Source organism: Cupriavidus basilensis (assembly GCF_029335485.1).
GTDB classification, from domain to species: domain Bacteria; phylum Pseudomonadota; class Gammaproteobacteria; order Burkholderiales; family Burkholderiaceae; genus Cupriavidus; species Cupriavidus basilensis_E.
Map to the genome: position 1 here is coordinate 1 of NZ_JARJLM010000533.1, position 19,461 is coordinate 19,461.

Below are 19,461 nucleotides of genomic sequence, written 5' to 3' on the forward strand. Positions count from 1 at the left end.
GGCCAACGGCCTGCGGATACTGCTGGCGCCGGACGCGGCGCAGCCCGTGACCACGGTCAACATGACCTACCTGGTAGGCAGCCGCCATGAGAACTACGGCGAGACCGGCATGGCGCACCTGCTCGAGCACCTGCTCTTCAAGGGCACGCCGGCGCTGCCCGGCAACACCATCTCGCAGGAACTCACCCGCCGCGGCATGCAGTTCAACGGCACCACCGGCTTCGACCGCACCAACTACTTCGAGAGCTTCGCCGCCAGCGAGGAGAACCTGGACTGGGCGCTGAAGATGGAAGCGGACCGCATGGTCAACAGCTTCGTTGCCCGCGAGGCGCTCGATAGCGAGATGACGGTGGTGCGCAACGAGATGGAGCGCAACGAGAACAGCCCGGGCGGCATGCTGATGCAGCAGATGCGTTCGGCCGCCTACCGCTGGCACAACTACGGCAAGATGCCGATCGGCGCGCGCAGCGACGTGGAGCATGTCGCCATCGGCAACCTGCAGGCGTTTTACCGCCGCCATTACCAGCCCGACAACGCGGTGCTGGTGGTGGCGGGCAAGTTCGACGTGGCCGCCACGCTGGCGCGCATCGGCACCTACTTCGGCACGATCCCCCGGCCGACGCGCACGCTGCCGCTCCAGTACACCGTGGAGCCGCCGCAGGAAGGCGCGCGCGAGGTCACGCTGCGCCGCGTCGGCGACGCGCAACTGGTGGCGGTGCAATACCACATCGCGCCGGGCGCCCATCCCGATACCGTGGCCATGCAGTTGCTCGCCGACATCCTCTCCGACAGCGCGGGCGGGCGGCTCTACAAAGCGCTGGTCGACAGCGGCAAAGCCAGCTGGCAGTTCGGCTCGGTGTCCTCGCTGAAGGATCCCGGCTCGGTGCTGTTCGCGGCCGGGGTGGGCAAGATGCAGGACCTCGATGCAGCGCGGCAAGCCCTGGTGGCGCAGGTCGAGGGCTTCGCCGCGCGGCCGGTGACCCAGGAGGAACTGGAGCGCGCCCGCACCCGCCTGCTCAACAGCTACGAGCGCCTGCTGGAGAACCCCTCCGGCTACGCCGTGGCCTTGTCCGAGGCCATCGCCGGGGGTGACTGGCGCCTGCTGCTGGTCGCGCGCGAGCAGGCCGAGCGCGTGACGCTGGCCGACCTGCAGCGGGTGGCGCTGAACTACCTGCGCGCAAGCAACCGCACGCTGGGCCGCTTCATCCCCATCGACATGCCCGGCGACAGGCCCGGGGAGACGCTTGCACGGGCCACCATCCCCGCCGCCCCGGACGTCGCCGCGATGGTGGCCGCCTACCAGGGCAAGCCGGCCAAGGCCGCCGTGCCGGCCTTCGACCCAAGCCCGGACAATATCGAGGCGCACACCCTGCGCGGCAAGCTGGCCAACGGCATGCAGTTCGCCCTGCTGCCCAAGCCCAGCCGCGGGCAGACCGTCAACGGCGCGCTGATCCTGCGCATGGGCGACGTCGCCAGCCTGCAAGGCCTGGATGCCGCCGGCAGCCTCACCGCCGCCATGCTGATGCGCGGCACCTCCCGCCTGGACCGGCAGCAGATCGCCGACCGGCTGGCCGCGCTCAAGGCCGTGGTGTCGGTCCAGGGCGACGCCGAATCGGTCACGGTGCGCTTTGAAGCCCGCCGCGAAACGCTGCCGCAGACGCTGGCGCTGCTGCGCGACATACTCCGGGAGCCCGGCCTGCCCGCCGCCGAGTTCGAGACCCTGCGCACCAATGCCATCGCTGGCATCGAAAGCGGTCTGAGCCAGCCGGAGACGATCGCCCAGAACGTGCTCGGCCGCCACGGCAATCCCTACCCCATGGGGGATCCGCGCTATGTCGCCACTGCGCAGGAAAGCATTGCGGCGCTCAGGGCGGTGAAGCTGGCCGACCTGCGCGCCTTCCACGCGCGCTTCTATGGCGGTGGCGACGGGCAGGTGGCGCTGGCCGGCGACTTCGACCGGGCGGCGGTCGAGGCCCAACTGGCCAGCCTGTTTGGCGACTGGCGGTCGCAAGCGCCTTATGCGCGCGTGGAGCGGCCCTTTATCGCGCTCGATCCGGCCCGGCTGACCCGCCAGACGCCGGACAAGGCCAATGCCATCTACCTGGCCGCGCTGCCGGTCCGGCTGACCAGCGATGCCCCCGACTATCCGGCGCTGGTCATCGCCAACCGGGTGTTCGGCGGCAGCGCGCTCAAGAGCCGCCTGGCGGATCGCCTGCGCCAAAAGGACGGCATCAGTTACAGTGTCGGCAGTTTCGTGCGGATAGGCGCCCTGGACACTGCCGGACGGTTCGGCATGCAAGCGGCCTATGCGCCGCAGAACCTGGGCAAACTCCAGCGCGGCGTGGAGGAGGAACTGGCCCGCCTGGTGGCCGCCGGTATCACGCCGGAGGAACTGGCGCAAGCCAGGAGCGGCCTGCTGCAGCAAGGCCTGCTGGCCCGCACCGGCGATTCCGCGCTGGCCGGCACGCTGGCCAAGCAACTGTTCCTGGGCCGCACCATGCGCTTTGTCACAGAGTACGAGCATGGTATCGCCACGGCGACGGTCGAACAGGTCAATGCCGCGATCCGCAAGTACCTGGACCCGGCACGGGTAGTCCATGTCTATGCCGGGGACTTTTCTGTCACGGCAGCGCAAAATACCGGGACGACCATGAAATCGGGAAAGGCGGCGGCCACCGAGGCCGCGCCGGCCCCCTGAAATGGCAAGACTGGAGGAAAATGATGACCGTCCAGCGCGGCGCAAGCCGCCGCTGGCGCAGTAGTCCGTACGGCCTGGGGGCAACCCCTTGCCGCAATGACGCGTTGACTGTATATTCGTACAGTATAAGTCGATATAAGAGGTGTGGATGTCAATAGTGCGAGCTAGCAGCAAAGCAGAAGCGCTTCGGCTTCTCGCATCGAAAGATGTGCTGGCGCTTGAGCTGGACTATGAAACCGGATGGCAGGATGCCGTCGAACTCGGCAGGCTCGGAGAAAAACGCGGCATCAAAGTGCAGTACCGTGGACAGGAGAGCATCGCTGTCCATTCGCGTGAAGCCCTGATCGAGGGGCTGGCCAAGACCAAGACCACTTTCAGGCAGCGCAATCTGTACTGCCAGTTCGATCTCGGCACCCTGGCCGATCATGAACTGCTCGATCTCGAGGCCAAGGCGACCCGGCTGGGCGACTACATCCTGGCAGGCCATCTGCTAAGGGATGTGGACGGCGTCTGGCCGCAAGAAACGCAAGAATCGCAGTAACGCAGGAAAAACTTCAAAAAGCGTCAAGAAGCTTCATCCACGTCATCCAGGTCATCCAGGTCGAACGCAGCGGTGCTGGTCCGGATGCCTGGCCGCTGAAACGACAGACGGCGTCGGCCACGCCGCGCAATGCGGCCAGGCCTGTTCTGCGTTGGCCGGTGCCATCCGCGAGATCGCGCGATCTGCACAAACCCCTGCCTCCCCCGCACAAACCCGTCCAGGGCACCCCGGTTTCCCGCCGGCATTGCGCCGCATTCGCACTACACTGAAAGCCTGCGTGCCGATCTCGCACCACGGCTTTCGCCGCGTGGCGCGACACGCGGAAAGGGAGAGACAAACCATGACCGACCTGTCCGCCTCCGTGCTCGATGCACCGCCAAGCGCCGAAGAAAAGCGCAAGCGCGTCTACGCGATCGTCGCCGCATCCTCCGGCAACCTGGTCGAATGGTTCGACTTCTACGTCTACGCGTTCTGCGCCATCTATTTCGCAGGCTCCTTCTTTCCCAAGTCCGATCCTACGGCGCAACTGCTGAATACCGCAGGCGTGTTTGCCGCCGGCTTCCTGATGCGGCCCATCGGGGGGTGGCTCTTCGGCCGCCTCGCCGACAGGCATGGCCGCAAGAACTCGCTGTTGATCTCGGTGACGATGATGTGCGGCGGCTCGCTGCTGATCGCCAGCCTGCCCACCTACAACAGCATCGGCGCCTGGGCTCCGGCGCTGCTGCTGGTGGCGCGGCTGGTGCAGGGGCTGTCGGTCGGCGGCGAGTACGGTACCACCGCCACCTATATGAGCGAGGTGGCGCTCAAGGGCCAGCGCGGGTTCTTCTCGTCGTTCCAGTACGTCACGCTGATCGGCGGCCAGTTGCTGGCGGTGCTGGTGGTGGTGTTGCTGCAGCAGTTCCTCGACGAGCAGGAACTCAAGGCCTGGGGGTGGCGCATCCCCTTCGTGGTGGGCGCCGTCACGGCGGTCGTCGCGCTGTTCCTGCGGCGCACCCTGCATGAAACCACCTCCGCAGCCACCCGCTCGAACAAGGAAGCGGGCACCCTGACCGCGCTGTTCCGCCATCACAAGGCGGCGTTCTTCACGGTGCTGGGCTATACCGCGGGCGGCTCGCTGATTTTCTATACCTTCACCACGTATATGCAGAAGTACCTGGTGAACACCGCGGGCATGTCCATCAAGACCGCCAGCTACGTGATGACCGGCTGCCTGTTCCTTTACATGTGCATGCAACCGTTCTTCGGCGCGCTGTCGGACCGCATCGGACGGCGCAACAATATGCTGCTGTTCGGGGCGCTCGGGGCGCTCGCCACCGTCCCGGTTCTCACGACGCTGAAGAGCGTCCACAGTCCCTTCGTGGCCTTCGTGCTGATTTCCCTCGCGCTGGCCATCGTCAGCCTCTACACCTCGATCAGCGGGATCGTGAAGGCCGAGATGTTCCCGACCGAGGTGCGCGCGCTGGGCGTGGGGCTGGCTTATGCCGTGGCGAATGCGATCTTTGGCGGCTCGGCCGAGTATGTCGCGCTGGACCTGAAATCCCTCGGCCACGAATCGAGCTTCTACTGGTACGTGACGGTCATGATGGTGGTCGTGTTCGCGGTCAGCTTCCGGCTGCCGCGGCAGGCCCGATACCTGCACCACGAGCACTGATGGGGCACTGACGCCGGCGGGGGCAGCTGCGCACGCTGCGCTAGACGGGAAAGGCCGTGCGCCGATGCATGCCCGCACGCGTTGCCAACTGCCTGGCCGCCACCGACAGCTCCATGCGAATGCCGCCGGCCAGCGTCTGCGATTGAAGCGCAATGCGCGCCCCTGGCCCGTCGACGAGGTCGCCGGCTCGCAGGCCGAAGGCCGTTTCACTGGCCCAGCTGCCCATCTCACGGCCGTCGCGCCTGAGGGTCAGCATGGCCCTGCGCGAGGTATAGGACAGCCAGCGCCGCGCCACATGCAGCACAGGCAGGCGGAAGCGGCCAGCCAGCGCCGCCAGCACGTCGAGGTCCACCGCACCCGGCAGGGCCCGCCGACAGGCATCGATCGGCATCAGCAGCCGGCTGGCAAAGGCATAGCCGCGCCCGCCGGGCGAGTCATCGTCCGGCATCGCCATCAATGCCGCATTCGAACACTCCACGAACTCCAGGCCGCGGCCGCCAAGCAGTTGCCGGCCCAAAAGATAGGCAATCATGAAGCGAACGTCCGGCGCGGCCAGCCTGTCGCTGTAGAGGATGGTCCATGCCCCCGTGCCGGTCCGGTAAAGCGCGCCGTCGAAGCTTTGCAGGCGGCTTGCCTGCACCGAGGAGACGGGGTCGGCTCGTCCCAGCACAGCGGCCGCATCGAGCGCCAGGCGCGCGCAATCCGGCGGCGTGCCGGCCACACCGGCCATCAAGGCCCGGATGATCGGGTAACAGGGCGCGCCATCGGGTCCGATGGCATCGTCGTCCAGTTCAGGACCGGCCATTTGCCACTGCGGCGCAAGGGAAGCAGCGGGCACGGCGGGGCCAATGCCCGGCAGCCGCGGCGTTTCCTCGCTTGAGGGGTTCTGCCGGGCAGGAACGCCGCCGGTGCAGGCGGGAAGGCTGAATGCGGCAATTGCCATCGGGAGCGGTCCGGTGAAGCAACGGGACATTGCGCGCGCGAGGGCGCTGCAGGGAGCGCCGAAGGGGCGCCATGCGGCATCGGCGCGGATACGGATGGCGAGACCGGCCTGGCGCCCGCCTCGCCCTCGCCTTGCGCCGATCAGTCGCGCAGGAGCTGCTTGGCGATGATCAGTTGCTGGATCTGCGTGGTGCCTTCGTACAGGCGCAGCAGGCGCACGTCGCGATAGAAGCGCTCAGCCTTGTACTCGGCGATGTACCCGGCGCCGCCGTGGATCTGCACGGCGCGGTCGGCCACGCGGCCCACCATCTCGGTACAGAACATCTTGGTGCAGGAGGCCAGCATGCTGACTTCCGGATCGCTCTTGCCGGGCGCCTTGGCGTCGTAGCGCTGGGCGCAGTCGCGCACCATCGACAGGCCGGCGTACAGCTCGGCCTGGCTATCGGCCAGCATGGCCTGGATCAGCTGGAAATCGCCGATCGGATGGCCGAACTGCTTGCGCTCCTTGGCATAGGCCACGGCATCGGTAATCAGGCGATGCGCCATGCCGCAGGCCAGCGCGGAGATATGCAGGCGGCCGCGGTCGAGCACCTTCATGGCGGTCTTGAAGCCGACGCCGGGTACGCCGCCGATGATGTTGGCGGCAGGCACGCGCACGTTTTCCAGCACCACGTCGCAAGTCTTGGTGCCACGCTGGCCCATCTTCTTGTCCGGCTTGCCCAGCGAGATGCCCGGGGTATTCGCCGGCACGATAAACGAGGAAATACCCGACGCGCCGGCGCCGCCGGTGCGCGCCATCAGCGTGAAGGCGCCGGCTCGCGGCGCGTTGGTGATGAAGCGCTTGGTGCCGTTGATGATGTAGTGATCGCCGTCCAGTTCGGCCCGGGTCTGCAGCGAAGCGGCATCGGAACCGGCATTCGGCTCGGTCAGCGCAAACGAGATGACCAGTTCGCCGCTTGCGATCTTTGGCAGGTATTCCTGCTTCTGCGCCTCGGTGCCGTCCATCAGGATGCCTTGCGAACCGATGCCGACGTTGGTGCCGAACACCGAGCGGAAAGCAAAGGCGGTATGGCCGAGGTCGTACACCACATCGCATTCCTGCGACATCGACAGGCCGATGCCACCATAGTTCTCAGGGATGGAAATCCCGAACAGACCCATCTCCTTCATGTCGGCGACGATCTCCGCCGGCACGTCGTCGATTTCCTCGAGCGTATCCTCCGCCGGCTTCAGCCGTTCGTCGATAAAACGCTGCACCGACGCGCGCAGCAGCGAAAAGGATTCTGCATCCAGGCTCATGGGAATCTCCGGTCAAGGCAAACGACGATGTGGCCAACATGGTACGCCGTCACCTGGCTTTGACAATCCCACATACCTTGAACAGAATGGATAATCAAATTTGACAACACAGTCAAATGCAGTCATCGGCACTTTATCGTGCCGGCGACACCGCATTTAACTGGGTCTAACGCGCTTCCGTTGCCAGGTCGCCGAGTTCCTTGGCGCGGTCCGCGGTCATCTGCATCACGCAGGCGGCTGCGCTGACGCCGGCGAGAGTGCCGCCATCGGGGTCGGCCTGGAATCCGCAATTGGCATCGCGGAATTTCAGCCAGGCACGCTGGGCGTCGAGCAGCTTCGGCTTGCGGGCCGGCAGAATCGCCTGCTGCAAGGTTTTGTAAGCGGCATTCAGGGTTTTATCCTGCCTTGCCGTCTCCGCTGCAATGCACTCGTGCATGCCAACGGTGGTGACATCCGGCTTGTCCATGCAAGCCGAATACTGCTTCGACAGCAGCTTTTCATCGGCATGCGCGGCAAGGGGCGCGGCCAGCAATAACGCTGATAGCAGCGCTTTTTTCATAGCGAATCCGGGGGGCATTTCGACGCGGATACCGCTTGCCGCCTCGAAACAGGCGGCAAGCGGCCTGCCGCGCGCCCCGCGAAGGGGCGGGCAGTACGGGCTGGGGCCGGCAGATCAGGCTTCGGCGATCAGGAAACGGGCGCGGTTCTTACCGAGCCATGCCGGTGCGCGGCCACGGCCGGTCCAGGTGGCGCCGGTCTTGGGATCGCGATACTTGGCGGGCAGGCTGGTCTTGGGCTTGGCCGCAGCCTTGCCATTGGCACCGGCTGCCGGACGGCCGCGGCGACGCTTGGGAGCGATATCGTCGGCCGTGAGTTCGTATTCAGCCATGAGGCCCTGAATCTGGGCGATCACGCCAGCCACTTCGCTCGCACGCATCTCAGCCAGCTTTGCCTCGAGAGCTTCTTTCTCTGCAATCAGCTGCTTGTAAGTTGCCATTTTGAATCTCCTGGTGCGGGTGTTAATTCAATGATAGAGGAAATTTTGCTGGCACAGCCTACCACGTTTGATTAAAGAAAATGTAATCGCGTAAGAAGTTGATACAACAGCCGGGATTTGTACACGAATTGAAAAGCGCAAAGGCACGCCAATTTCGGGCCAATTGCCGGCCGGATTGCCTGGCGATAGTCTCGACAAACTCCGGCTATTCCGAATCCGTATCCGGTGATTCAATCGTTAGGCTGGCGGCCAATCTCTTGCGCGCCCAGAGCCAGCCGCATTGATGTCCCACCCCGGTACCGTGACAAAGCGCTGCTAGCGCCGATGAGGCGACAGTGCGGAGAAGGCAATTGGTTGGGGAAATCCGGCAATCGCCAGTAGCCCGTATGCCTGAGCGCCACCTTAAATGTATGGACAATAAGATAGGCAAGAGGGCTGCCGTGGGCAAGGGTTTCCGCCAATTGCCGGTGCCAGGGTGGCAACACCGGTCCAATGCTAAGCAATCTCCACTTTCGCTCGTATTCCGGCGGTTCTCGTCGCCTGCCGGATTGCACCCCGGTGCATAGCGGGCGGCACTTGTCTTTATATACTTGTGACTTTCTTTACCCTGCATTGGTAGGAATGCATTGGCAAGACATCGCGGCAGGTGCGCAAGCGCTTGGCCCGGAGGGTCTGCAGGCCGTTTGATACGCCGCCTCCGGGCTATTGGAATCCCCCCGGTGCATTTTTCCTTTTTGCCAATAGGAATTACGGCGCCAGGCTGAGGAATACGGCAGCCTGGACCTTCCGGCAGGCTGCCGCCGCGTAGAAGGTGATGGACGTGCGGCTACGGCGCTGTCGGCGCCTATCGCACCGTCGCATATTCCATGTGTCTCGGGCGTGGACGTCAGCGTGCGTGGCGTCTGTCCGACCACCACCGTATCGTCCAGCCGGAATCCGCCAATGCCGTAGGCATAGATTCAAATACACCTCGTCATCAAGCAAAGGCCAGTGGCAAAAGGCCATATCCTCCGGATACGCATGATGGATGATGCCGATCGCGTGGCCGGTGCGATGGCTAATGAAATCCCCAAACCCCGCTTTTTCGATTTCCGCCTGCGCTGCGGCATCGATCGCGTTCACCGGATGACCGGTGCGGACCGCAGCAATGGCTGCTTCATTCGCATTCCTGACGGAGATCCACAGCTTTACCTGCTCGTTGCCAGGCCGGCCACGGAACCAGGTGCGCTCGTTCTCGATGGCGAGGCCATTGAGCGGGGGAATCACGATATTGAGCAGCACATCGGTATGGAAGTTGGTCGCGAACTGAAAAAATCGCCACTCGTGAAAATAAGTGCGCCGACATGGAGTTCGTCCATCAAGGTGGCCATCTTCCGATAGCGGCTGTCCCGAAGAGCTCTGCTGAGTTTTGGCATTGAAGCGATCCCTTTGCCGTTTTTCCTGGTCGTTTTGTCGAGCCATCCGATTGCGCCGGCTAATTGCGACGCCTGATCGAGACGCTTTGTCGATTCGTCTTGTCTGGTCGTTGTCCAGGCCGGGTTGCCGGATCAGCGGACCCCATGCCTTGCCGTCGCGTCGCATCCCCTCCTTTACGGCCTCCGGCTTTGAAGGCAGCGGTTCAAGCTGAAGCATGCCCAGCCTTGCCTTCACCGCGGCGCCGGTAAAGAAATTCCTGCTTTCCGCATTCAGGCGGTCAATGATGGCCCTTGGCGTGCGCGCCGGTACCACCAGCGCACCAGCCCGTCGCAATGCCATAAAACGCTAAACTGTCTGCCGTGCCCGCGCCCGCCGGCACGCGTTCACCCGAGAAATTCAAGCGCCACATGGACCTTAACGCCCTACGTCTTTTCGTGGATATCGTCGACGCCGGCAACCTCTCCGCGGCGGCACGCAAGCTCAAGATGACCCGCGCCAATGTGAGCTACCACCTGAAGGCGCTGGAAGAAGCGCTTGGGGTGCAGTTGCTGCGCCGGACCACCCGCCACGTGGAACCCACGCCGGTAGGCGCGGGCCTGTACGAGCACGGCCGCAACATCCTGGGCGAGGTGGCCGCGGCCAATGCGCTGATCACCAGCATGGGCAAGAGCCTGCAAGGCCATGTGCGGCTGTCGGTGCCGACCGGGCTGGGCCATTCGATGCTGTCCCCGTTGCTGGTGAAGTTCAAGCACCGCTACCCCGACATCACGCTCGATGTGGTGTTCGACAACCGCATCCACAACCTGGTGTCGGAAGATGTGGAAGTGGCCCTGCGCATCATCTCGACACCGCCGGACTCGGTGGTCGCGACAGAGATCGGCGTGGTCGAATGGGTGGTATGCGGCTCGCCCGGCTACCTCTCCACGCAGCCCGCCCCGCGCGAACTGGCCGGCCTCCGGGACCATGCCATCGTCTGCGCCTCGCCGATCGGCCAGAAACTGAAGGCCTTCGGCACGCGCGGCAACGGCGCCGCGCGCGAACAGGTGGCGCTGGAACCCACGCTGAGTTCGGAGAACTTCGCCTTCCTCAAGGACGGCGTGCTGGGCGATCTCGGTCTCGGCATCTTCCCGCTCTATGCCGTCGCGGCGGAACTCGAAGCCGGCACCCTGGTACCCGTGCTGCCCGACTATCGCATCAGCGTGTTCGGCAGCCGGCTCTATATGCTGACCATGCCTAACCGCTACCAGACCATGGCCACGCGCTACCTGCTCAACTTCCTCAAGACCGAGTTGCAGGCCTTGTGGCCGCAACCGCGGCAGGCGCTGCCCACGGATGCGGACGAAGAGGCATAGGGCATGCACCGATGAGAACGCCGTACCGCCGCGGCCAGGGGCACGAACTATAGTAGGAAACGCAGGGGCCAGCCACGGCCCGTGCGCAACGTACAGCGAAGGAGACGCATCATGGCCTTGGCTACCACCCTGGCAAATTGCCTGAATAGCAGGAACAGCCGTTTCGACACCATCCGCCATCCCTACACCCTCAGCAGCATGGCCACTGCGGAGGCTGCGCACGTTCCCGGAGATCGCCTGGCCAAGACCCTGTTGCTGGAGGATGACATCGGCTATGTGGCCGCCGTGATTCCGTCCAGCCACCACCTCAACCTCGCGGCCATCTGCGCGCAAACCGGCCGCACGCTGGTACTCGCCCACGAGGAAGAGATCCGCGAAGTCTTCAAGGATTGCGATCTTGGCGCCATCCCGCCGGTGGCGATGGCCTACGGCATGCACACCTACCTGGACAGCAGCCTGCTCGGCCAGCCGGAAGTATTCTTCGAGGCAGGCGACCACCAGCAACTGGTCCATATGAGCGCCGACCAGTTCGCCGACCTGATGGCAGGCGCGGAACAGGGGAACTTCTCCCGCCGCATGATGTAGCTGTCATCTCGCCAACGTTGGCCGAAGCCGGCAGGAGGCGCCAAAGCCGTCCGCATTGATGATGGTGTTTGCTCCCCTCTCCCGCAAGCGGGAGAGGGGAGCAAACATGAGGCACGGAACCAGGCCGGATCGCGGCTGCGCGTACGGCCCTCAGGCCATGACCGGCACGAGACCCGACAGAAAGGAATCGAGCGCGGGGCCGATCGCTTCGACCTCGTAGCCGCCTTCCTGCACCACCACCGTGGGCACGCCCAGCGCATTGACGCGCTCGCCGATGCCGCGATAGGCGTCCAGCCCCACCCGCAACACGCTGATGGGATCGTGGATATACGTGTCGAACCCGAGCGCCAGCACCAGCGCCTGCGGGCGGTAGTCGCGCAGGGCGTCGAGAGCGTTGTCGAGCGCGCCCAGGAAGCCGGCATCCCCGGTGCCGTGCGGCAGCGGGAAGTTCAGGTTGTAGCCATAGCCCGCGCCATAGCCACGCTCGTTGGCATAGCCCGTATAGAAGGGGTAATACGCGCTCGGGTCGGCGTGCAGCGAGATCGTCATCACGTCCGCACGCTGGTAGAAGATCTGCTGGGTGCCGTCGCCATGATGCGCGTCCACGTCCAGCACCGCTACCTTGCCGAAGCGCTTGAGCAGGGTTTCGGCGGCAAGGGCCGAGTTGTTGACGTAGCAGAAGCCCACCGCGCGGTCGCTGTGCGCGTGGTGGCCGGACGGGCGCGACAGCGAATAGGCAATGCCCTGCCGGTCCTGCTGCTCGCAGACGTACTGCGCCGCGGCTATGGCGCTGTGCGCCGAGCGCAGGATCGAGCGCCAGCTGTGGGGACCGAGCGGTGCGCTCAGATCGCCCAGGTAGTAACCCGCCTGGGCAATGATGGAATCGGTCGGGCACGGCGCGCGGCGCGACTGGTCCACGCGGCCGTTGTAGTAAGGCGAGAGGTTGGGCAGCACCTCGATGCCCGGCTCGAAGCCGGGCCGCGCCAGCGCCATCCAGCGCTCAAAGGCATAGCCCAGGAAATCGAGATAGGCCGGGCTGTGCACGGCCTCCAGCGGCGCGCGGCCGAAATCGGCCGGCTCAGCCAGGACAATGCCGCGCCCGGCCAGCGCGCGTTGCAGCGCATGGGCCCTGGCAGGCACGTCGGTGGGTTCGCACAGGCGGCCCGCGCGCATGAACTGGCGGGGCTGGTGCAGTAGTTGCTCATCCGAAAAGAAGGCGCGCATGATTTTACTTGAGGTGACACCTGTCGTTGCACGTCAGCTGCCCGTCGCCGGGGGCTGCGCGGCGGCCTGCTTGATCTCGATCTCCACGAACACGCATTCGCCCTCGTGGGCGTTGATCACGTTGTGCTCCACGCCGGCGCCACGGTAGTAGGCACGGCCTGCCACCAGTTGGCTGACGACCTCGCCGGCCGGCGTCTCCAGGCGCAGCGCGCCGGTGGTCATCGGCACCACCACGTAGTCGTAGCCGTGCCGGTGATGGCCGGTCTCGGCGCCCGGCGCGAAGCGCCACTCGGTGACGACCACGCGGTCATTGTCGACCTGCACGGTGGGAACGGCTTGCGGTCTGCTCATGATGCTCTCCGGTATGCGTGATGACAAAGGACGGCTTAGCGGTCGACACCGCCCATGCAGAGATACTTGACCTCCAGGTACTCCTCGATGCCGTACGAGGAGCCTTCGCGGCCCAGGCCGGACTGCTTGACGCCGCCGAACGGCGCCACCTCGTTGGAGATCAGCCCGGTGTTGATGCCGACCATGCCGTACTCCAGCGCCTCGGCGACGCGCCAGATGCGGCCGATATCGCGGCTGAAGAAATACGACGCCAGGCCAAACTCGGTGTCGTTGGCCATCGCGACCACTTCGTCGTCGGCGCTGAAACGGAACAGGGGCGCGAGCGGGCCGAAGGTTTCTTCCTTCGCCACCCGCATGGCCGGCGTGACGTCCGCCAGTACGGTAGGCTCGAAGAAGGTGCCGCCCAGGCCGTGGCGCTTGCCGCCGGCAAGCACGCGCGCGCCTTTGGCAAGCGCGTCGGCGATATGCAGCTCCACCTTGGCCACCGCGTCTTCGTTGATCAGCGGGCCTTGCAGCACGCCGGGCTCCACGCCGGGGCCGACCTTCAGCTCTGCCACCGCGGCCACCAGCTTCCGGGCGAAGGCGTCGTATACCTTGTCGTGGACATAGAGGCGGTTGGCGCAGACGCAGGTCTGGCCGGCATTTCGGTATTTGGAAGCCATGGCGCCTTCCACCGCGGCATCGAGATCCGCGTCGTCGAACACGATGAACGGTGCATTGCCGCCCAGCTCCAGCGACAGTTTCTTGATGGTGGGCGCCGACTGGCGCATCAGGATGCGCCCCACTTCGGTGGAGCCGGTAAAGCTGAGCTTGCGCACCACAGGGCTGGCGGTCAGCTCGCCACCGATGCCGATCGAGCTGGCGGCGTCGCCCGTCACCACGCTCAAAAGGCCCGCCGGCAGGCCAGCGCGCTCGGCCAGCAGTGCCAGCGCCAGCGCGGACAGCGGGGTGTCCTCGGCAGGCTTGAGCACCATCGCGCAACCCGCGGCCAGCGCGGGGCCGGCCTTGCGCGTGATCATCGCCAGCGGGAAATTCCACGGCGTAATCGCCGCGCAAACGCCAACCGGTTCCTTGACCACCAGCAGGCGCTTGTCGGCCGCCGGCGTCGCCAGCACGTCACCATGGACGCGCTTGGCTTCCTCGGCGAACCATTCCAGGAAGGACGCGGCATAGAGGGCCTCGCCACGCGCCTCGGCCAGCGGCTTGCCCTGTTCGGTGGTCATCAGCAGGGCAAGGTCGTCGGCATTCGCCAGCATCAGGCCGTACCAGGCGCGCAGCACCTGCGCCCGCTCGCGGGCGGTCTTGCGGCGCCATGCCGCCTGCGCCACGCGGGCAGACTCGATGGCGCGGGCGGTTTCGGCGGCGCCCATCAGCGGCACGGTGCCGATCGCCGAGCCGTCCACGGGATTGGTGACGGCAAAGGTGGCGCCGCTGTCGGCGTCCTGCCACTGGCCGCCGATGAAGGCCTGCGAGCGCAGCAGAGTGGGGTCTTTGAGTTGCATGATCGGTTTCGTCTCTCGTTGCACTTTTCAGTCGGTTCGCGCCTCAGCGGGTGAGCGCGTCGGCGAGAATATCCAGTCCTTCGTTCATCACCGCATCGCTGATGGTCAGCGGGAACAGGAAGCGGATCACATTGCCGTACACGCCGCAAGACAGCAGCAGCAGACCCTGCCCGAGCGCGCGGTTCTGCACCTCGCGCGTGAACTCCGCATCCGGCGTGCCATCCGCGCAGCGGAACTCCACCGCCACCATCGCGCCCAGGCCGCGCACTTCCGCGATCTGCGGCACACGCGATTTCAGGCTTTCCAGGCGCCCGGCCAGGCGCTGGCCCAGCGCCGCGCCGCGCGCAATCAGTTGCTCGTCTTCCAGCACGTCGAGCACCGCCAGCGCGCAGGCGAGCGCCAGCGGGTTGCCGGCATAGGTGCCGCCCAGGCCGCCGGGGGCCGGTGCATCCATCACTTCGGCACGGCCACACACCGCCGACAGCGGCATCCCGCCGGCAAGGCTCTTGGCCATGGTGGTAAGGTCCGGCGCCACGTCGTAGTGCTCCATCGCGAACAGCTTGCCGGTGCGGCCGAAACCGGTCTGCACTTCATCGGCGATCAGCAGGATGCCGTGCTCGTCGCACAGCGCGCGCAGCGCCTTGACGAAGGCGGGCGGCGCCACGTTGAAGCCCCCTTCGCCCTGCACCGGCTCGAAGATGATGGCGGCCACGCGCTGCGGATCCACGTCGGCCTTGAACAGCTGCTGCAGGGCCTTGAGCGCGTCCTCCACCGACACGCCGTGCAGCGCGCAAGGGTACGGCGCGTGGAACACCTCGCCGGGGAAGGGACCGAAGCCCACCTTGTACGGCACCACCTTGCCGGTCAGCGCCATGCCCATCATGGTGCGGCCGTGGAAGCCGCCGGAGAAGGCGATCACGCCCGGGCGGCCGGTGGCGGCGCGGGCGATCTTGATGGCGTTCTCCACCGCTTCGGCGCCGGTGGTGAAGAAAGCGGTCTTCTTGGCCGAATGGCCGGGGGCACGCTGGTTGATCTTCTCGGCCAGCTCGATATAGCTGGCGTAAGGCACGATCTGGTACGCGGTGTGCGTGAAGCGCTCCAGCTGGCGCTGCACGGCTTCGACCAGGCGCGGGTGGCGGTGGCCGGTGTTGAGCACCGCGATGCCGGCGGCGAAGTCGATATAGCGCTTGCCTTCCACGTCCCATATCTCCGAGTTCTCGGCGCGCTCGGCGTAGAAATTGCACATCACGCCGACGCCACGGGGCGTGGCGGCATCTTTGCGGCGGACCAGTTCGGCATTCTTCATCTGTTGCTCCATCTTGGATATCGATATCGGTTGTGCTGTCGGGGTTGTGCGTGCCGGGGCCGGCGCCGGGCTCAGGCGGCTGCGCGAACCAGGGTCGGATCCCATGCCTTGCCGGGAATGGCGGCAATCAGGCGCTGCGTGTATTCGTGGCGCGGGGCATCGAAGATCTGGCCCGGCGGGCCGGACTCCACCACCTTCCCCTTGTGCATCACGATCACGTGGTGGCAGATCTGCGCCGCCACGCGCAGGTCGTGCGTGATGAAGATCAGGCCGATATCGAGCCGCTTCTGCAGGTCGTTCAGCAATTGCAGCACCTGCGCCTGCACCGAGACATCCAGCGCCGAGACGGATTCGTCCGCCACCAGCAGCTTCGGCTCCAGCGCCAGCGCGCGCGCGATGCCGATGCGCTGGCGCTGGCCGCCGGAGAACTGGTTGGGATAGCGGTCGAAGGCGGAAGGCTCCAGCCCCACCAGTTGCAGCAGCTCGCGGCCGCGGGCCTGGGCCTGGGCCGGCGGCACGCCGTTGGCCACCGGGCCGTCGGTGATGATGCGGCCCACCGTATGGCGCGGGTTCAGCGAGGCGAACGGGTCCTGGAAGATCATCTGCACATCGCTGCGCAGCGGCCGGAACTGCCGCTCCGTCAAGCGCGCGATATCCTGGCCGTCGAACAGCAGCTCGCCGCCGTCGATGCCGGTCAGCTTCAGCAGGCACTTGCCGATGGTGGACTTGCCGGAGCCGGATTCGCCCACGATCCCCAGCGTCTGGCCGCGCCGCACGCTGAAGCTCACGCCGTCCACGGCGTTGACCACGCGTTTCTTGCTGAACAAGCCGCCGCCGGAGGCGTACGTCTTGCGCAGATCGCGCACCTCCAGCACCGTCTCGGCCACGTGCAGGTCGCGCTCCTTGGCGCGCCCGTGCGGCACGGCGCCGATCAGCCTTCGGGTGTAGGGATGCTGCGGGTGGTTGAGCACCTGCTGCGCCGTGCCCATTTCCACCAGCACGCCCTGCTCCATCACCGCGACGCGATCGGCGATCTCGGCCACCACGCCGAAATCGTGCGTGACGAACATCACGCCCATGCCCTTCTCCGCCTGGATGCGCTTGATCAGCGCCAGGATCTGTGCCTGCGTGGTGACGTCCAGCGCCGTGGTGGGCTCGTCGGCGATCAGCAGCGCCGGCTCCAGCGCGAGCGCCATGGCGATCACCACGCGCTGGCGCTGCCCGCCGGAGAGCCGGAACGGATAGCTGTGCATCAGCGTGGCGGGGTCGGGCAGGCCGACGAAGGCCAGCAGTTCCAGCACGCGATTCGCCCGCGCCTCGCCCGGACAGGCATCGTGCACGCGCATGACCTCGGCGATCTGGTCGCCAACCGTCATCACCGGGTTCAGGGCCGACAGCGGCTCCTGGAACACCATCGCCATGGCCTTGCCACGCATGGACAGCAGGGTCTCTTCATCCTGCGCCAGCAGGTCGCGGCCCTGGAACAGGATCCGGCCGCCCTGCGGCTTCAGGTAGGGCGGCAGCAGGCCCATGATGGCGTTGGCGCTCATCGACTTGCCCGAGCCCGATTCCCCGACGATGCAGAGGATCTCGCCGGCGTGCAGGTCGTAGCTCACATTCTTCACGGCATGGGCGCGATCGCCGCCCGCGGGCAGCGCGATGGTGAGGTCGCGCACGGACAGCAGCGCTGGCTTGACGGGTGCTTGCATGATGGCTCTTCCTTGTGCTTACTCGCCACGGCGGCGCAGTTGCGGATTCATGGCGTCGTTCAGCCCTTCGCCGATCAGGTTGATGGACAGCACCGTCAGCAGGATGGCGACGCCCGGCCACACGCTCATCCACCAGGCTTCGCGGATCATGGTGCGGGCCGCGCCGATCATGAAGCCCCAGCTCATCATGTTGCGGTCGCCCAGGCCCAGGAAGGACAGCGCCGACTCGGTCAGGATCGCGGTGGCCACCATGAAGGAGGCCGACACGATGATGGGCGACATGGCGTTGGGAAGGATCTGCGTGAGGATGATGCGCAGCGGCCTCTGCCCGATCACCACCGCCGCCTGCACGAACTCGCGCTGCTTGAGGGTGAGGAATTCTCCGCGCACCAGGCGCGCCACCGGTGGCCAGGAGACGACGGAAATGGCGGCCACGATGGAATAGATGGTGGGATTGAAGATGGCCACGATCACCACCGCCATCGCCAGTTGCGGAATGGTCTGGAAAAACTCGGTGAAACGCATCAGCGCGTCGTCGATGCGGCCACCGCAATAGCCGGCCACCGAGCCGACCAGGATGCCGAACACCAGCGCCACGCCGGTGGAGATCACGCCCACCAGCAGCGAGACCCGCGCGCCGTACAGCATGCCGGCGGTGATGTCGCGCCCGAGCATGTCGGTACCGAAGGGATAGGCCGCGTCCGCGAAGGGATGCACCAGGGGATCGGCGACCATCAGCCAGGGCGAGTCCTGGTACAGCACCGGCGCCAGCAGCGCCACGGCCACCACCAGCAGCAACACGATCAGGCCGATCACCGCACCGTAGTTGCGGCAGTAACGTTGTGCAAAGGCTTTCATGCCGCGGCTCCCTTGCCGCCCACCGAGATGCGGGGGTCGATGAAGCGGTAGACGATATCGGTCACCAGGTTGAAGAACACCACCAGCGCCGAGGTGACGAAGAAAATGCCGAGCAGCAGCTGGTAATCGCGCTGCAGCAGGGCATCGAACATCAGCCGGCCGATGCCCGGCCAGGAGAACACGGTTTCGGTCAGCACCGCGCCGCCGGCCATCTGCCCCAGCTGGATGCCGGCAAAGGTGATCACAGGCAGCAGCGCGTTGCGCAGCACATGCACGCGGATCACGCGGCCGGCCGGCACGCCCTTGGCGCGCGCGGTCTTGACGAAATCCATGCCCATCACCTCCAGCATCGAGGCGCGCGTCAGGCGCACATAGACCGCCATGAAGAAGCAGCCCAGCGAGACGGTGGGCAGGATCATGTGCAGCGCCACATCCTGCATGCGCGCCAGGCCCGTATAGCCGGCGCCGATGGTTTCCATGCCGAACGCCGGCAGCCAGCCGAGCACCACCGAGAACAGGATGATGGCCATCAGCGACAGCCAGAACAGCGGCGTGGCATACAGCAGCAACGCCGCGGACATCACCGCGCTGTCGATCCAGCGCCGCTTGTTCTCATAGCGCGTTCGCGCGGAGACCACACCCAGGAACACGCCCAGCACAAGGGAGAAGACAAAGGCGCCGCTCATCAGCACGATGGTCGCGGGCAGGCGGTCCAGGATCAGGTCGAGGACCGGCAGGTGATTGCGATAGGAGTAGCCGAGATCGAGCCTGGCCACGCCCTTCAGGTAGATGCCGAGCTGCGTCAGCACCGGCTGGTCGAGACCGAACTGCTGGCGCAACTGGCCCACGAAGGCGGCATCGCCGGCGCCGGCCTCGCCCGCCAGCACGGTGGCGGGGTCTCCCGGCGCCATGCGGATCAGGAAGAAATTGATGATGACCACGCCGAGGACGACCACCAGGGCCTTCCACAGACGGGCTAGCAGGAAAGAGAGAAAATTCACGGCATGCTCCACGCGGGCAAACGCTGGGC

The 19,461-nt window shown here is 65.8% G+C and carries 17 protein-coding genes; 5 read left to right on the top strand and 12 right to left on the bottom strand.

Features of this window, described 5'->3' with window-relative positions; translation table 11 throughout:
* From P3W85_RS33170 to P3W85_RS33180, 3 genes are all read left to right on the top strand, one after another.
* Positions 1-2,698 (top strand): M16 family metallopeptidase (locus P3W85_RS33170; RefSeq protein ID WP_276267875.1); only part of this gene is annotated, 2,698 nt, incomplete at its 5' end.
* Between the two features lie 148 nt (positions 2,699-2,846).
* Positions 2,847-3,239: a hypothetical protein gene (locus P3W85_RS33175; protein WP_035805772.1), complete on the top strand. Its 393-nt coding sequence runs from the start codon at positions 2,847-2,849 to the stop codon at positions 3,237-3,239.
* 340 nt (positions 3,240-3,579) lie between these two features.
* Positions 3,580-4,890 carry an MFS family transporter gene (locus P3W85_RS33180; RefSeq protein WP_017224295.1) on the top strand — a complete coding sequence of 437 codons (1,311 nt, stop codon included), beginning with the start codon at positions 3,580-3,582 and terminating at the stop codon, positions 4,888-4,890.
* Positions 4,891-4,930: 40 nt separating this feature from the next.
* Here the strand turns inward: P3W85_RS33180 and P3W85_RS33185 are convergent, their stop codons facing one another.
* From P3W85_RS33185 to P3W85_RS33205, 5 genes are all read right to left on the bottom strand, one after another.
* Positions 4,931-5,833 carry a hypothetical protein gene (locus P3W85_RS33185; protein WP_276267876.1) on the bottom strand — a complete coding sequence of 301 codons (903 nt, stop codon included), beginning with the start codon at positions 5,831-5,833 and terminating at the stop codon, positions 4,931-4,933.
* 140 nt (positions 5,834-5,973) lie between these two features.
* Positions 5,974-7,131, bottom strand: coding sequence for an acyl-CoA dehydrogenase family protein (locus tag P3W85_RS33190; protein WP_017224293.1), 1,158 nt, complete (start codon positions 7,129-7,131; stop codon positions 5,974-5,976).
* A gap of 166 nt (positions 7,132-7,297) precedes the next feature.
* Positions 7,298-7,690: a lysozyme inhibitor LprI family protein gene (locus tag P3W85_RS33195; RefSeq protein WP_035805766.1), complete on the bottom strand. Its 393-nt coding sequence runs from the start codon at positions 7,688-7,690 to the stop codon at positions 7,298-7,300.
* A 114-nt stretch (positions 7,691-7,804) separates the two neighbouring features.
* Complete coding sequence (locus P3W85_RS33200) at positions 7,805-8,128, bottom strand: H-NS histone family protein (protein ID WP_017224291.1); 324 nt, start codon at positions 8,126-8,128, stop codon at positions 7,805-7,807.
* Positions 8,129-8,875: 747 nt separating this feature from the next.
* Entirely contained in the window at positions 8,876-9,883 is a 1,008-nt protein-coding gene (locus tag P3W85_RS33205; protein ID WP_276267877.1) for a M24 family metallopeptidase, read from the bottom strand.
* 68 nt (positions 9,884-9,951) lie between these two features.
* Here P3W85_RS33205 and P3W85_RS33210 point away from each other — a divergent pair, with 68 nt between their 5' ends.
* On the top strand, positions 9,952-10,896 hold the full coding sequence (locus P3W85_RS33210; RefSeq protein ID WP_017224290.1) for a LysR family transcriptional regulator: 945 nt from the start codon (positions 9,952-9,954) through the stop codon (positions 10,894-10,896).
* A 111-nt stretch (positions 10,897-11,007) separates the two neighbouring features.
* On the top strand, positions 11,008-11,481 hold the full coding sequence (locus tag P3W85_RS33215) for an aminoacyl-tRNA deacylase (RefSeq protein WP_017224289.1): 474 nt from the start codon (positions 11,008-11,010) through the stop codon (positions 11,479-11,481).
* Positions 11,482-11,631: 150 nt separating this feature from the next.
* On the opposite strand, the gene P3W85_RS33220 is transcribed toward P3W85_RS33215, so the two are convergent.
* From P3W85_RS33220 to P3W85_RS33250, 7 genes are all read right to left on the bottom strand, one after another.
* Complete coding sequence (locus P3W85_RS33220; RefSeq protein ID WP_276267878.1) at positions 11,632-12,705, bottom strand: histone deacetylase family protein; 1,074 nt, start codon at positions 12,703-12,705, stop codon at positions 11,632-11,634.
* Positions 12,706-12,738: 33 nt separating this feature from the next.
* The gene (locus P3W85_RS33225) at positions 12,739-13,056 is read right to left on the bottom strand and encodes a cupin domain-containing protein (RefSeq protein WP_017224287.1); all 318 of its coding nucleotides are present in this window, start codon (positions 13,054-13,056) and stop codon (positions 12,739-12,741) included.
* A 35-nt stretch (positions 13,057-13,091) separates the two neighbouring features.
* Positions 13,092-14,558 (bottom strand): NAD-dependent succinate-semialdehyde dehydrogenase, encoded by a 1,467-nt coding sequence (locus P3W85_RS33230; RefSeq protein WP_276267879.1) that lies wholly within the window; start codon positions 14,556-14,558, stop codon positions 13,092-13,094.
* A gap of 43 nt (positions 14,559-14,601) precedes the next feature.
* Complete coding sequence (locus P3W85_RS33235; RefSeq protein WP_276267880.1) at positions 14,602-15,864, bottom strand: 4-aminobutyrate--2-oxoglutarate transaminase; 1,263 nt, start codon at positions 15,862-15,864, stop codon at positions 14,602-14,604.
* Positions 15,865-15,935: 71 nt separating this feature from the next.
* Entirely contained in the window at positions 15,936-17,573 is a 1,638-nt protein-coding gene (locus tag P3W85_RS33240; RefSeq protein ID WP_017228154.1) for an ABC transporter ATP-binding protein, read from the bottom strand.
* Between the two features lie 18 nt (positions 17,574-17,591).
* Positions 17,592-18,431 (bottom strand): ABC transporter permease, encoded by an 840-nt coding sequence (locus P3W85_RS33245; protein ID WP_276267881.1) that lies wholly within the window; start codon positions 18,429-18,431, stop codon positions 17,592-17,594.
* Complete coding sequence (locus tag P3W85_RS33250) at positions 18,428-19,432, bottom strand: ABC transporter permease (protein ID WP_017228152.1); 1,005 nt, start codon at positions 19,430-19,432, stop codon at positions 18,428-18,430. Before P3W85_RS33250 ends, P3W85_RS33245 begins: the two co-directional genes overlap by 4 nt.
* Positions 19,433-19,461 lie beyond the last annotated feature (29 nt).